We start from the raw sequence: 14,059 nt of genomic DNA on the forward strand, positions 1-14,059 counted from the left end.
CATGCGTTCTCTATCCAGGATCACTGCGGCAGTAACACTATTCTTTTACGGGTACGCTATCTGCGTGCCTGCATGGGCGGATAGCATTTCATCATCAGCAGCGGCCGGTAATAAAGCTGCGCAAGACGCGATGAACTCATGGTCGGCGCCGACAGCGTCTTCATCTGAGATCACGTTTGGTAGTGGCGGGCAGAAGCAAACCATCAATTTGTCTGAGCTGTTCCCTGGCGTATCTGATACGACAGAATCTGGCGACTTGAAAAATCTCTATGGCAACGATGAAGGTACCCTCAGTGCAGGGTCTACTGCTAATACGTCTTTGTTGAGTGAGAACTCGATGAGCGGTGATGCTTACCGCTTGTTGAAAGATACTTCTGGCACTAAACGACCTGATTTGAAAAACGACCCACTATGGACGAATACTGACAAGACAATCGATAACCAAGACATATTCAATAAAGATTTCGCTGATTGTAAAAAGACCACAGAAACGACGAAGTCAACTACGTCGAAACACGTGTCTGACATGAAAACTTGCGAGCGGGTCGCCGATAAGTCGGGTACCTTTACTCTTAAGCATGACTACACGGCAGGGGTAGTTAAGTATGTCGATGGTCCCACGAACTTTCAATCATGTGGACCGGGATGTATTGATATTTGGTTGGGTCAGGTAGGTGATAACTATTGGTCTGGTTACTGCACCATTTTCGAAAATAAAATGACATTTGAAGTTGTCAATCCTGATGCGATTCAATCTGCAAGTCTTACTTATGCAAAATGGGATGACTATATGCAGGTGTGGGTCGCCAACACGAAAGTTTGGTCAGGTCCCAACGAGAACTTTCCTCCTGAAACGGGAGGTGCGTGCGAGCTTGGCACATCATGGGAGACAGCTCCCAACGTCAATATGACTTCTCTTCTGAAAGAGAAGGGTAGAAAAGAGTTTAAAATCCGCGCGTCTGTCGCGGGTGCCGGTGAGGCTTACGCCAAGTTGCGCGTGCTTTATGATCCGTTGAAGGCTGTTAGTGAAGAAAAATGGTATTCGCAGGAAGCTGTTGATGTAGCTTCATCTATTAATGATGGTTATTGCCAGGGCTCTTTTGTTTGTACAAAAATGCCAGCTATATCTGAAACTGGGTGTGCGGAGATTGACGGCGTTACCGTTTGTGAAAGTTCGTTTGGCAAAGGACCACCCTTACCTGGAATTTCACCTCTTTGCCAAGAGGTATCAATAAACTCTCAATGTAACTTTTATAAAGGAGATATGGAGTGCTATACCGACGCGCAAGGGCAACAACAGTGTCCGGTCAATACTGACAGAACCTGCTCAGTAAACCACAATATGAAAGTGATGGAGATTCCATTCGCTGCGAAAATTGCGGTAGAGGATGCACCTGGTTCGGGTGAGACGAATCGCGTAGTGGTAGATTTTTCGAGTGGTTCATTCCAAAACACGACTAGCTCTTTAAAATCTGATGCCAGCATTGATCAGGCAAATTTTGATTACCTCTGCAAGGCAAAAGGAGAGGATGGTAGGCCACTGCCACAAAAGATTGCTGTTTCTTCAATTAACCTATGGACCGGTCACAAATACGCTCCGAAGACGTTGGGTGTCGATTCCGCCAGTATCATTCAGATGCCGGCTTGCGAGAACGGTCTAAAAATGATCGTGGATATCAAGGATACCGGTAGCGGAACTCCAGGTTGGTTTTATGCTCACGAATTTCGTTTCAAAGCTGTTCGAATTGCTGCTGAATCCTATGGTCCTAAATTCTGCATTGATGCAGCCAATAAGGTTCAATCTGGTCAATGTTCTGAAGGTGGAGCGGTTCAAGTCACAAAAGGTGTGGCATCAGGTTGCTTGCCGCTGAACGGTATATCCGTATGCCCTGGTGATAGCATGTATGCAGCAATGCTGCCATCTCCTGTCCAGGGTGTAGACAAACTATTTCAAGCGGCGAAAGTGACTGGTTGTGTAAACGGGGGAATGAACCTCAATACCTGTGCAAAATTTGAGGCTGATAAAACCTGTGGATTTATCTCTCAGAAGTGTGTGGATGGTGCTAAGGGGGATTCTGGTCAATGCTATGTCACTGAGGAAGTCTGGGATTGTGGCTACGATGTGCAAGTCCCATCTACTGATACCAAGACAACATATCAGTGTGCGGGACCTGTTCGCTGTCTAGGGAAGGAGTGCTTTAACCCTACAGATGAAAAATCCACAGAGTTTGGCTATGCAGCCGCAGCCCTGCAGATTGCGCAATTTGCTGAGCATGATCTCGACTGCGGTGAAAATCCTGAGGACACAACATCCGACCACGTATGCAAGGTGTTCAAGGGCGAGATGATGGAGTGTAAGAAGGCCGTAGGGGGATGGGTGGACTGCTGTGAGGCGCCGGACGGTGTATCGCTAATGGACTACATATCACTTACGTACAACACCATCCAGCTCACAGAGAAGGTCGGAATTATCGATAACGCGCCTACCTTATCCAGCGCCTGGACTCTGGGTAAAGAATTGGCAAGTGGGAGTGGCTGGGATTCCGCTTGGAGTGCTGCCTCGGCTACCAACGCAGCGGTGACGGACGTCGCGCAACTCGGCGTTATTGAAGGCTTCAAGCAACAAATGATGAACTATGTCGCAAACTGGACCGCAAATACGTTCGGGCCAGCTGCTGCAAATGCGGTCTTTGCAAGCGGGATCGCGGCCAACGGTCCCTCTACTGAGGCTTTTGCCTCCGCAAACCCCGCTACAGGTGCTGTGACTACGGCCCCTAATGCAACTTTGGCGTCGAGTTTCGCTGCAGTTCTGTCCGTCGTAATGATTGCCTATATGGTTTACCAGATTGCTAACATTTTGGTTAAAATCATTTGGGAGTGTGAGCCCAAAGAGTTTGAGTTAGGTGCGAAAAAGGAAACAAAAGTTTGTCATTATGTTGGTAGTTACTGCGCCAGTAAGACACCATTTGGTTGCATAGAGAAAAGGGAGTCTTATTGCTGCTTTAACTCCCCATTAGGTCGTATTATTCAAGAGCAGGCTCGGCCTCAACTGGGCCTGACATGGGGGGATGCTGAAAACCCTTCATGCGAAGCACTTGGTGTGGATCAGATTGCCAAGCTCGATTGGAGTAAAATTGATATCTCTGAATGGATTGGCTTACTTCAAGTCACCAATTTTTACCCGACGGCTGACAAGATAAATCTAGATAATTTAACTGGGTCGGGTTCAGCATTAAATATTGGCGAAGGACGTACAGATACACTTGATCGAAATACAGAACGATTGGATGGCCTCAATGAAAGTTTCTCTGAGACAAGGAAGGCAGCTGAGGACAACTTAAGGGACACGTTCAACAAATAAAAAAAGGGGCCTTCTAGGCCCCTTTTTTTTGTCAGTGTTTAAGCTGCTGATTTTGCCGCCGCGGTTTCTTCTTCAATCGCTGAAGCAGTTTGTTTATCCACTTCACTTTCTTCCGCCGCATCGCCGAGATTTGCAGCAATAGCTTCGGCGTTTACGTCTTTCTTGGCTTTCTTGCGCGCGTCCGTTGCCATCAACTGGAGCTTGCGGATCACACGCATAAGTTGACGCATGCGTTCATTGGCTACAAGGTCGTTCTTGTCTGAATCCAGAAAGCACATGAGCCAGCAGGTCTGAGCTGCGATGAGCATCTGGTCAAATGCTTGAATGATCTGCGCCAGGCGCATGATCAGCGGTGTGGACACTGTGAAGCTGAATTCCGCGGCGTTGTCATAACGTGCTGTTACGCCGGCGCTATTGTTTTGCTCGAGGATATGTTTGAAGCGATCACGCTCATTTATGACGTCGCGCTCCAGGCCGCTCAGCAGTGTTTCAACAGCGGCCATGACCTCTGAATAGTTAAATGCTTTGTTGCCATGTGACAGGGCTCTTGCGATTACGTCGATGGTGAAGAGGGCCCGCGCAGCACCCTCGAAGCATCGGCGATGAACTCGCTGCGCATGCTCGGTATTCAGGGTGTATTGGGATGTGAGCGTAGCGCTCGAGTATTTACCTTGCGGCTTGAAATCGTTTCCGTTAGCCATGTTTTGGCTCCTTGAGTTGGGGAGCCTTTACCTTATTCGGCATAGGGTTGCGTTTTTTCTTAATCTGACCCTATAGGGGGGTCAGAAGCGGTAGCTGATGCTTTACAGCTCATTGGAGTGGGGGTATTCTCGGCTCATTCTTCACCCAAGCATGTTGCTTGAGTGTAGTTCCCCGAAGGCTCTGCCTTTCGGGTTTTGTGTGAAGCTGGGCACCTAATACCAGCACATCCGGTCACGATTCGCGGTCATGACCTAACCCTAGAGGGGCTTTCTGTCCCCTTAGGGATGGAAGGCTCTTTTTTTTGGAGGCCTCCATGAAAACTTCTCTCGCTAAGCTCATCCTGCTTACCTTCGCCCCTCGGCCAGCTTCTTTGGTCGAATGCGTCGTTCAACCTGCTAACACTTCAGCAACTCACTTCGCCCTGCGTATGCGCGCGAATGGGGAGATCGCACAATGAATACATTTCCTGTAGTCATCTTGATCGCTGCTTTGGTTGTTGGTTATCTCTTGCTTACACGTCGTCGCAAAGTAACTCCTCGCCAGGAGCCTACGATCGGTCGTGAAGCCACTGATGTTTCTCTGGTGTCGCCTAGTAAGGCCGCTCCAGCTAAAGCAGCTCAAGCAACGCTTGGTCTCGAGAAAAGTGACATCTTCGCTCTGCGAGGTGCCACCCGTATCAACCGTCTTCCGAAGGGGATCGATTACTCGGTCTACGACGAGCCGGCTTACCTGCGTCTTGGCAAAACGCTTAGCTTTCAAAGTTAAGTTATGGACTGCGCCCTCTTGAGGGCGTAGTGCTGCAGGGCCGCCGTTAGGTGGTCCACCAAAGTCCTTCAAGAAGGATTTCGGTGGACCACCTGGCGAGGAGCCCCACCATGAATCAGTTACAAGCAATCTACTTGATGGAGCTGCGGGAGCTCCTTGTGAGCGATGGTACCGTTAAGGTTCCAGAGAATATCGCTCAGACGGTGTCTCCCGATGTACTCGACATTCGCTATTTAAAGCGATGGGCTGTGTTCAACAACATTATTCCGGAAGCCGCGGAGATCGGGATAACGATGTAGCTCTATTTGTGGCTGGGGGGAGCTGGCTCCCCCTTGAGGCTTCTTTTCCATCGACTGCACGGCTGCGATGGAAAAGAATCTTCCGAACTCACTTCACGGATTTCTGGTGGTCCTTGTGGTCCATCAGATGCAGAAGCTGGACTGCTTTATCCAGCACCCTTTTAACCCCTCTGGGGCATTCCTTCCCAGTTGGGTTGGTACGCCTCGAAAACGTGGAGTGATCTTCATGGCTCGTGGCGTGAACAAAGTAATTTTGGTTGGTACCAGTGGCCAGGTACCCGAGGTGAAATACCTTCCCAATGGGAATGCAGTTACCAACCTTAGCTTGGCTACTTCTGAGCAGTGGACCGATAAGCAAACTGGTCAGAAAGTTGAAAAAACTGAGTGGCATCGTGTGAGTCTTTTCGGACGAGTCGCTGAAATTGCCGGTGAACATATCGTCAAAGGCTCTCAGGTCTATATCGAGGGCAAGCTTCAAACACGTGAGTGGGAGAAGGACGGTATCAAGCGTTACACGACAGAGGTTGTCGTCGACATGCAAGGTACCCTTCAGCTTTTGGGTTCCCGCCCAGGCGGTGATTCAAGAGGTACACCTGTATCGCGTCAGGCTTAACGAACAACCAGCTGTAGCCGGTAAACCATCGAACTCTGTCTCGTTGGGCTTGATAGCTCAGAGGCACGTTTGATATGTCATGAAATGCAATAAAACCCGCGCGGGGTGCAATCCCCGAATGGGGATCGCCTCCGCATTTAACCTGGAGGTTCCAATGTCAAGAAATCAATATGTAGCTCGTCCTAAGGCTGCCTTCACACCTGAGAAAGCTAACGATCTCATCCTGAAGGCGAAAGACGACTTTCAGAAAATCGTCTCGTCCCTCAACAGTCGAATGGTTTTCACCCAAGAGGCGTTATTTGCGTATCACGCGATGATGTCTAACCCTTCTTTGTACGAAACGGCTGCAAGCAACGAGTGGAGCTTTAACCTGGCGATGCAGCAAATTGCATCCTCTGGTCTTTCGCTCAACCCTGCGCTCGGTCTCGCCTTTTTGGTTCCGCGTCAGGGCAAGATAATTGCCGATGTCTCGTATCGCGGCCTCATGAAAATCGCAACGGATTCTCGTGCCGTTGACCTGGTGGTTGCTGAAGCCGTTTATAGCGGTGATCGGTTCATCTACAACGGTCCTACAGCCGAGCCTGATCATGTCTTCGATCCTTTTCTTAGCAAGAAAGATCGTGGCAGTTTTCGGGGGGTATACGTCAAAGCTTACCTGCCGTCTGGCAGGTTGGTTGTCGACCCACTTAGTGCGGAGGATGTGTATTCAGCTCGCTCGCTCTCAAAGGCCTTTCAGCATACCGATCCCAGCAAGCGTGGTCCGTGGGAAACTCATTTTGAGCCGATGGCCATCAAGACCGGGATCAAAAGTGCTTCGAAGTACTGGCCTAAAACCAGTCCTGTACTTGAGAACGTTATTAGCTACCTCAATGAGGAAGCCGATGAGGGATTCAGCACTGGGCCGATTTCGCTAGCGACTGCTGCAAGGGATATGCATGGGACCTCCCATGCACCTAATGTGGTGGATCTAAGTGGAAACGTATACGAGCATGGCCAACAACGCGAGGCACCGCAAAGTGTCGTCGATGGAGACGCTCCGAAACATGTTGATGGTGAGACAGTGCGGTCAGCTGATCCTCAACCTCAAGGGCCGAGTATTCCACTGGATAACTCCAAACCTGATGGGAGAGGTGATCCTAGTGAAGTCATCAAAAAACGGATTCAGAGCGTTTACGATCGAACCATGAAAAATGGCAGTTGGAACGCCGCAATCGAGTGGGCTCAGGCCCATCTCCGCGACGATCTACAAGCCGAGGCTTTCGCTCTCTTCAAGAGGGGGGAGGCTGAGTTTCAAGAGCGGCAGAAGGCTTCAGCCTAATGTCTAGCCCAACCCTTACGGGGATTCCTCCCCGTTGGGGCTGGGTCCCTCCAAAATCTGGAGGTGAATATGAAAATTGTGGACTTGCGACAACGCACGCCGGAATGGCATGCCTGGCGTGCACAAGGAGTAACTGCGACGTCTGCAGCTGTCATCCTTGGTCATCATCCGAACAAAACTCGCTGGCGTTTGTGGGCTGAGCTCACTGGGCGTGTACCTCCATTAGATTTATCGATGATTCCTCAGGTCCGACTGGCAATCATGCTAGAGCCACATGCTTTAGCGTGGTTCCAGGACAAATACGACACGGTGCTAATGCCGTACTGTGGAGAGTCAACGCTTCATCCTTTGCTTCGAGCAAGCTTCGATGGGGTGGAGTTGGATACGATGCGGCCGGTTGAGATCAAAATCTTGGCTGACTCGAATTTCAATGAGGTTGCAGAGCAGGGTGAGGGGTCATCGCATTACCGTCTGTACTGGTGGCAGGTCCAACATCAGCTGGCAGTATCAGGGGCCGATTTTGGTTATCTGGTCTTCTACCATACTCGCAATCAACCAATCGTTTTCGAGGTCGCTCGAAGCGATCAAGCAATCCAACTCATTCTGAAAGCATCTCTCGGTTTTTGGGCTAGTGTCGTCGCGGATAAGGAGCCTGAAAAGGATCCTGAACGTGATTACTTTACGCCAACGGGGGGAGGTTTGATTGAGTGGGAAGGTCACGCTTCCAAGGCGGCAACGCTTGACTCGGAACTAGCTTCACTTGAGTTACGTATCAAGGAACTGAAGGCTGAGCGTGAGCAACTCCAGCAGGGCTTTGTCAGCTTGATGGGAGACTACCTCCTTGCAGAGGCTTCAGGCGTTAGAGTTTGTCGCTACAACCAGCAAGGATATGTGAGGTGGAAGGAAGCGTTCACTTCGCTTTATCCAAACTTTCCTGCAGAGAACCTTGATGTTTTCCGCGGCGCGTCTTCGGAGAGGGTCAGGATTACGGTGAATGCACAAACGCCGATCACAACAGCACCGCTTGAGCAGCTACTTCAGACAGTTGACTTTGATGAGTCTGATCAGGCATTTTGCATATAGAAACAGGGGCCTACGGGCCCTTGTATTCTTTCTGAAGGCTGCGGTAAGGGCTTCCTTACCAGAGTCTTTCGAATCTGTTCCTTGCCATGTGGCAAAGGACGATAGCGCAGCTGTTCGCTCAACAGCAAAAATCTAAACCCTCTGGGACACTCACATCCCAGTAGGGGTGTGGTGTCCCTCCAAACCGGAGATACACCATGAAACTTCAATCCATTATCCCTCTCAGCTCGTTCGGCATCCAAGGTCCCCAAGGCGATGTTAAAGCCCCAGGTTTTGCGCCCGACCATGAGTTGATGGGTATTGTTCCAAGCGTTAACCCTCATTACCTATTCCGCCCTGAACTTCGGTTGCCGGTAATGAATTTCCTCGTCAATCCTGGTGGGGATGCGTTGGGACTTGTTGGCCCTACTGGTGCTGGCAAAACCTCAATCGTTGCACAGGTCGCAGCTCGTTTGAATTGGCCATTTCGTACGATCGATGCTCACTCCCGTATGGAGATTCCTGAGCTGGTCGGACAGATGGGCCTCGAGTGTGATCCCGTGACCGGTGATCAACGCACCGTGTTTCGTTATGGTCCTTTGGCCTTGGCGATGAAAGAAGGAGCAATATTCCTTCTGAACGAGGCTGACGTACTGGATCCCTCCGTTTTCGCAGGTTTGAATGCCGTGCTTGAAGGTGGGTACCTGGTGCTTGCAGATAACGGAGGGGAGATCATTCACGCTCACCCGAATTTCCGTTTCTGCATCACAGGGAATACCCGCGGCCAAGGTGATGAGACTGGGCTCTACAACGGTACCTTGTCGCAGAACCTTGCGTCCTGGGATCGTATTCGGTTGCTTGAGGTGCCATACATCGATAAGGCGTCTGAGATGGCGATTCTTCAATCGACAATGCCGACTGTAGATATCTCTATTTTGGAAACCATGGTCGACATCGCTAACCAAGTGCGAAAGCAATTTGTTGGCAATCCTGAAATGGATCTCAAACCTGGTGAGCAGGGCATTACGGTGACCTTCTCGACTCGTACCCTGCTGCGGTGGGCTCGTTTGGGCATTACCTACAGCAAAGCTGCAAATGCTAATTCGGGTTCGTTCCCGTTCGCTTCACCTTTGGCTCAAGCATTGCGTGAGTCTCTGAGCAACCGTGCTGATAAAGCGATGCGTCTGGTTCTCCATACCATTGCTAAAGACAAATTCGGTAGTGCTTGGGGCGCTGACCCGGTGGTTAGCTAAGGGGTAGTAAAATGAGCCTGTTCTTCTCTGTTGTAAGTGAGGATCAGGCCCGTGAAACCATCAAGCAAGCACTGCAGAGTCTCGACTCTGTAGCTGCTGTGCTTGGTCTTGCGGGCGCTGTATCAGATCTTCACGACCGTATGTTTACCCCAGTGGGCGCCGGCGAGCTTGATCTCATAGAGGATCGCAACTTGGTTCTTCTGTTGGTCGCTGTTGCTCACCACCTCGGCGACGCCAGTAACACAAGCCCTGTTCTGTCGCTCTCAGATACTGATGGCGCCGCTCTGAACTTCGGCGACTCCAAACAAGTCGATGCTTACCTGCTGCGTATCGTTGGCCAGGAAGCAGGGCAATACGATGTGTGCGTAAAAGCTCTTGTTGAGCTCGGTGCGCTACCTCGTCCGATCGATCTATCTAGCTTGGCAAATGCGGATTTCGGTTCGCAGGCAGTCGGTGAAATAGACTTTTGTTTCTAAACCTTGCGGGGCTCTTCCCGCTGGGGAGGGCTCCGTAAAACAACCCGGAGCATCAATGAATCTTCCAACCTGTAAATCAGTAGAGCTTTGCACCAATCATCTTCGAAAAAGCGATGCCGAGCTACTAGAGCACCTATCTGCGCGGCATTTTCAGCGATTTCATTGTGAAGGGTGGACTGGTCCTGTAGTGCTTAAAACCCGCTATGGTTTTGTGATTCCGATCGGTGAATTGACCGTTCGTGGCATCATCGAATCCGGCGCTTCAACCGAGTTTCGAGACATCCTCAATTGGTGCATCTCTCCAGAGGAGAATGTTACCTACTTGGGGTTTGATCGAGACGGGTATCTGGATGAAGACGTGCCACAATTCGAGTGGTAGTAAGGGAGCCCGTAAGGGCTCCCTCATTCGAGCCTCCTTTGCTATAGTCGGGCTATAGCAAAGAAGGTTCTCTGGTCGCTTATGTGAGTGGCCTTGTGAAGTGATAGCTGTTCACTATAAAACAGCATTTCCTATTGAAACCCATCGGGGCGTTCTTACCCCGTCGGGGCGAGACCGTCCTCTATACCCGGAGGCATCTCATGCAAATTTCATCACCCGTAAAAGAAATCGATACTCTCAGCAAGCTTCTGCTGGTCGACCTAAATGTCAGCATTTGGTCGGGAAGGAAGAAGCTTCGTACAGAGGATCTTGGAGCAGGTGTCACCCTGCCTCCTTCTGAACTTGCTTCCCTCGGAAGTAAGAAAATCATCAACTCAGACGAGCTCAAAGAGTTCGAAAATCTCAAGCGAAGGGCAGTTCGTTTGCTCGAGCTTAACGGCGTACGTTTTCTGGGTGGCTACGGTCTTCCAGATGAGGTTGCACCGGAGGTTGCTGCTGAGCTTGAAGACATCAAGCGCAAATTTGAGGATCAGCGTGTTGCCTTTATCAAGGCCTACGACTCGAATTTCGATGCTTGGGTCAACAAATGGGCTAACCCTCAATGGCGTTCGGCAGTATTGAGTGCCAAAACTCCAAAGGATGTGGTTGCCCATAAATTTAGTTTTCGCTTCACGCTCTGCCGCGTTGCTCCTGACACCTCGAACCCTAGCATTGCGAAAGGTCTGGCTCAGGAGGTCAATGGCCTTTCCGGCCAACTGTTCCGAGAAATTGCTGATGCTGCTGAAGATCTTCTGGATAACAGCTTCGTCGGTAAGGACTCCGTGAGCAGAAAGGCAGTGAGCTCGATGCTGAAAATGCACAAAAAGCTGTCCTCGCTGGCCTTTTTGAACCCTGGTGTTTCGTTGGTTGCCGACTACATGACGAATGTTATCGGTAAGCTTCCAAAATCGGGGCCTTACAAGGGAAGTGACTTTCAGGATTTATTGTCCCTGATTCTTACTTTGTCTGACGAGACCAAAATCTTGAAAATGGCGGGGCTCTTCCAGAAGTCAAATGCGGATGCACCAGGTGCGTTCGTTGATCCAACACTGCAACTGTCGGATGACACAACTCCAGACTTCTCCGATTTCAACATCCTGGACGATGAAACTGCCTTTGATGTGTTGGCTGGAGCGATGGATTCAGCTCTCGTAGCTGAGTCCTCCGCAACATCTTTTGCTGACCTTATGGCCGGCGCCGATCTGACATCGCTGAACGTTAACGAGCTGGCTTCACTGGCTCACGAGGTTCAGAACGCTGCGATCGACGCCGCTGCGGAGAAGGCGGATGTTGATGAAGTAGCACCTCAAGTGCTTTCCAATGAGGTGTTTGCTCACGTGGTGGCTGCCGATTCGTTTGCGGTCGACAGCATGGATTTCTGCCTTTAATCAAACCAACCCTTTCGGGGCGCTCTTGCCCCCTCGGGGTTGGAGTGCCTCTACTTCCTGGAGGTACCTATGCAAAAGTCTTTGAACAATGCTTTTCCAATCATCGCTCGTTACTACACCGATGATTTGGGTGTGACAGTGGTGTGGGGTGGAAATCAGCCCGCGACCAAAAACAAGGTTCTTTATCTTCCAATGCTTACCGATGAGTCTCAGACAATGATTCTCGTCGCGCTAGGTTGGACTGCGCATGAATCTGCTCATATCAAGTACTCGGACGATGGGGTGTATGACAAGGCTGAAGCTGAGGCATTGTTCATCGTTCGGTTCATGAACATGCTCGAGGACATCCGGATCGAAAAACGGATGATGGCTGAGCATTTTTCCACGGTTCATCCCCTTACGGTGATGGTCAAGGAAGTGATTGCCGGAGGGCGTGATTTTGGCGGCCAGAACGAAGCAACACTCTTGATGAACGCATGTTTGATCATTGGTCGGGCTCGGCTTTTGAATCAACCTCTGCAAGCTGAGGCGGCAATCATCGAGCCGGAGTTCAAGAAGGTTTTCGGTGTCGGGAGGAGCACGAAAGTGCTCGGGCTTTTAAGCCAAGTCGCCGATCTGCCGGATACTGAGGCGGTGTATCAAATGACGCACCGGATGTTGGATGTGCTGGCTGAGGACGAGGATCAACAGAAGCCGCCGACTCAACCGCAACAGCCTCAATCCCCGCAAAACCAGCCGCAACAGCAATCAAGTGGAGAGCCTGGACCCGGTCAGGATGGCAACGATCAGGACCAAGATTCTCAACCCAAAAGCAATGGCTTCGGCGCTGGTGATAAAGGGAATAGCAAGGACGATCCAGCTCTGTCTGGAAGTCCTGCGAGTGGTGCTTCTGATGGTCAGAATATGAAAAAGAAGATCCTTTCTGCTTCCGATGACGACTTGAAGGATGCCATTTCTGATGTCGCATCTTTGGCATCCGACATGGTTGCCACGGTTGTAGATCATCAAACGCCAGTACCTTCATTGGTAATAAAAGACCCGATCGGTTCTGAGCTGCAGGCAATGCGCGTTTTTAAAAATGGCCAGGCCGCTTCCATGGGGCTCCGCCAGGTTATGAGCAGTCTGATTCAAGGGTCTCGTAACGCACGTGCAAGTCTGAGAAGTAGCGGCACCAAAATTGAGGGCAGTCGTCTTGCACGGGTGCGGGTTGGGGAAAACCGGATCTTCCGGCGACAAGAACCTGTGCAGCGGACGAATGCCGCTATTCAGCTAGTCCTGGATGGCTCTACTTCGATGGCGATGAAAATTGTCGGTCCGAATGAAAACCTTGATGTGCTATCAGATGCCGAGCGAGAGGCTGTAATTAACGCTCGTAAATCTGCGCTACAGATCGCCGAAGAAAGTGCGTATGCAATTTTGACGGCATTGGAAGGCATTTCCGGTGTAACCACTGGAGCAATGATCTTTCCAAAGAGCCACGGTCGTGAGAACGCCGTAGGTGTGCTGAAGCGGCATAGTCAGAACTTGGCCAACGCTTTCCGCGAAGGTCGTTTTGGGCAGGTTCCCTGCGGATCAACACCATTGTCTAACGCAATGTGGCCAGCCGCTGGTGATCTTCTGAAAGCCAAAGGTGAGCGGAAGGTAATGATCGTTATTACCGACGGCGACCCTGATCATGCTGACTCCGCAAGGAACATGGTGGATCGTTGCCGTGCTTCAGGGATCGAGGTGTTTGCTATCGCTTTTGGATCGGCGAACACCAGAAAGCTTCAGGATATTTTCGGTGACAACCATTGGGAGTTCCTTACTGACCTATGTCAGTTACGGAACGCTCTGAATAACCTGGTTCAACAGGTATTAATACAAGCCGCGTAAAACCGGCAAACCCTAGGGGGTTCATCACCCCCTTAGGGGTGGTGCGCCTCCTCCTACCCGGAGGTTCCACCATGCAATTTGCTTTAGCTTTAGGAGAGGGATTTATCCCTGAGGGGCGTGAGTTCCTAGGTAAGCAATTACCGAAAACCCGGCGTCCGAAAAAGCTTCTTACCAATGCTGACATTGAGCAGCTCTACCTAGATCTCCTGGCTATGCCGGAAGATCAGTTGGAGCAGTTCGAGTGGACTGATGACTACGTTGATTTGCTTCGAGAGAAGCTCCTACATGAGGCGTGCCATGTTCTGTTGGACAAGCGTGCAGCAGTTGCGACTCGTCGTGACAGATGGGGGTGGATCATGAGTGAAAGTGTTGGACCATTTTCTTTTATGGTCTGCGCCTACTTTGCGGGTGTAAGGGGGGACGAGCTTCGTGAATCCCTCGTTCATCTTTGCCGTCGTGAAAAAGTAATTGATCAGCTTCAGCATGTTGCCTAACCAGGCCGCAAAATTTTTATAACCCAATGGGAAGT

Annotated in this window: 12 protein-coding genes and 1 pseudogene; 12 read left to right on the forward strand and 1 reads right to left on the reverse strand. The window is 50.6% G+C overall.

Annotation, left to right across the window (positions count from 1 at the left end; translation table 11 throughout):
- Position 1 precedes the first annotated feature (1 nt).
- Positions 2-3,361, forward strand: a complete 3,360-nt coding sequence (traN, locus tag KW848_RS23630; protein ID WP_218538211.1) for a conjugal transfer protein TraN — start codon at positions 2-4, stop codon at positions 3,359-3,361.
- A gap of 38 nt (positions 3,362-3,399) precedes the next feature.
- Here the strand turns inward: traN and KW848_RS23635 are convergent, their stop codons facing one another.
- The gene (locus KW848_RS23635) at positions 3,400-4,062 is read right to left on the reverse strand and encodes a hypothetical protein (protein ID WP_218538212.1); all 663 of its coding nucleotides are present in this window, start codon (positions 4,060-4,062) and stop codon (positions 3,400-3,402) included.
- A 454-nt stretch (positions 4,063-4,516) separates the two neighbouring features.
- On the opposite strand from KW848_RS23635, the gene KW848_RS23640 reads away from it, so the two are divergent.
- The 11 genes and pseudogenes from KW848_RS23640 to KW848_RS23690 all read left to right on the forward strand — a co-directional run bounded on the left by KW848_RS23640 (position 4,517) and on the right by KW848_RS23690 (position 14,024).
- Positions 4,517-4,828, forward strand: coding sequence for a Loki-CTERM sorting domain-containing protein (locus KW848_RS23640; RefSeq protein ID WP_185710079.1), 312 nt, complete (start codon positions 4,517-4,519; stop codon positions 4,826-4,828).
- Between the two features lie 110 nt (positions 4,829-4,938).
- Positions 4,939-5,127, forward strand: a complete 189-nt coding sequence (locus KW848_RS23645; protein ID WP_010466589.1) for a hypothetical protein — start codon at positions 4,939-4,941, stop codon at positions 5,125-5,127.
- A 226-nt stretch (positions 5,128-5,353) separates the two neighbouring features.
- A pseudogene (gene ssb, locus KW848_RS23650) lies at positions 5,354-5,716 on the forward strand (single-stranded DNA-binding protein); the annotation flags it as partial.
- 178 nt (positions 5,717-5,894) lie between these two features.
- Positions 5,895-7,058, forward strand: a complete 1,164-nt coding sequence (locus tag KW848_RS23655) for a RecT family recombinase (RefSeq protein ID WP_218538213.1) — start codon at positions 5,895-5,897, stop codon at positions 7,056-7,058.
- A gap of 69 nt (positions 7,059-7,127) precedes the next feature.
- Complete coding sequence (locus tag KW848_RS23660) at positions 7,128-8,141, forward strand: YqaJ viral recombinase family protein (protein WP_218538214.1); 1,014 nt, start codon at positions 7,128-7,130, stop codon at positions 8,139-8,141.
- A 197-nt stretch (positions 8,142-8,338) separates the two neighbouring features.
- Positions 8,339-9,373 carry an AAA family ATPase gene (locus tag KW848_RS23665; RefSeq protein WP_185710083.1) on the forward strand — a complete coding sequence of 345 codons (1,035 nt, stop codon included), beginning with the start codon at positions 8,339-8,341 and terminating at the stop codon, positions 9,371-9,373.
- 11 nt (positions 9,374-9,384) lie between these two features.
- A complete protein-coding gene (locus KW848_RS23670) occupies positions 9,385-9,849 on the forward strand; it encodes a hypothetical protein (protein WP_185710084.1) in 465 nt (154 codons plus the stop codon).
- Positions 9,850-9,904: 55 nt separating this feature from the next.
- Entirely contained in the window at positions 9,905-10,228 is a 324-nt protein-coding gene (locus KW848_RS23675) for a hypothetical protein (RefSeq protein WP_218538215.1), read from the forward strand.
- A 200-nt stretch (positions 10,229-10,428) separates the two neighbouring features.
- Complete coding sequence (locus tag KW848_RS23680) at positions 10,429-11,655, forward strand: DUF3150 domain-containing protein (RefSeq protein WP_218538216.1); 1,227 nt, start codon at positions 10,429-10,431, stop codon at positions 11,653-11,655.
- Positions 11,656-11,724: 69 nt separating this feature from the next.
- The gene (locus tag KW848_RS23685; protein WP_218538217.1) at positions 11,725-13,530 is read left to right on the forward strand and encodes a VWA domain-containing protein; all 1,806 of its coding nucleotides are present in this window, start codon (positions 11,725-11,727) and stop codon (positions 13,528-13,530) included.
- Positions 13,531-13,601: 71 nt separating this feature from the next.
- Positions 13,602-14,024, forward strand: coding sequence for a hypothetical protein (locus KW848_RS23690; RefSeq protein WP_218538218.1), 423 nt, complete (start codon positions 13,602-13,604; stop codon positions 14,022-14,024).
- Positions 14,025-14,059 lie beyond the last annotated feature (35 nt).

The sequence above is a fragment of the Pseudomonas sp. PDM25 genome (assembly GCF_019219045.1).
Classification (GTDB): Bacteria; Pseudomonadota; Gammaproteobacteria; order Pseudomonadales; family Pseudomonadaceae; genus Aquipseudomonas.

Bases quoted from the DNA above. Each gene is read 5' to 3' on its own strand.
- traN (WP_218538211.1), top strand. From the start codon at position 2: ATGCGTTCTCTATCCAGGATCACTGCGGCAGTAACACTATTCTTTTAC.
- KW848_RS23635 (WP_218538212.1), bottom strand. From the start codon at position 4,062: ATGGCTAACGGAAACGATTTCAAGCCGCAAGGTAAATACTCGAGCGCT.
- KW848_RS23640 (WP_185710079.1), top strand. From the start codon at position 4,517: ATGAATACATTTCCTGTAGTCATCTTGATCGCTGCTTTGGTTGTTGGT.
- KW848_RS23645 (WP_010466589.1), top strand. From the start codon at position 4,939: ATGAATCAGTTACAAGCAATCTACTTGATGGAGCTGCGGGAGCTCCTT.
- KW848_RS23655 (WP_218538213.1), top strand. From the start codon at position 5,895: ATGTCAAGAAATCAATATGTAGCTCGTCCTAAGGCTGCCTTCACACCT.
- KW848_RS23660 (WP_218538214.1), top strand. From the start codon at position 7,128: ATGAAAATTGTGGACTTGCGACAACGCACGCCGGAATGGCATGCCTGG.
- KW848_RS23665 (WP_185710083.1), top strand. From the start codon at position 8,339: ATGAAACTTCAATCCATTATCCCTCTCAGCTCGTTCGGCATCCAAGGT.
- KW848_RS23670 (WP_185710084.1), top strand. From the start codon at position 9,385: ATGAGCCTGTTCTTCTCTGTTGTAAGTGAGGATCAGGCCCGTGAAACC.
- KW848_RS23675 (WP_218538215.1), top strand. From the start codon at position 9,905: ATGAATCTTCCAACCTGTAAATCAGTAGAGCTTTGCACCAATCATCTT.
- KW848_RS23680 (WP_218538216.1), top strand. From the start codon at position 10,429: ATGCAAATTTCATCACCCGTAAAAGAAATCGATACTCTCAGCAAGCTT.
- KW848_RS23685 (WP_218538217.1), top strand. From the start codon at position 11,725: ATGCAAAAGTCTTTGAACAATGCTTTTCCAATCATCGCTCGTTACTAC.
- KW848_RS23690 (WP_218538218.1), top strand. From the start codon at position 13,602: ATGCAATTTGCTTTAGCTTTAGGAGAGGGATTTATCCCTGAGGGGCGT.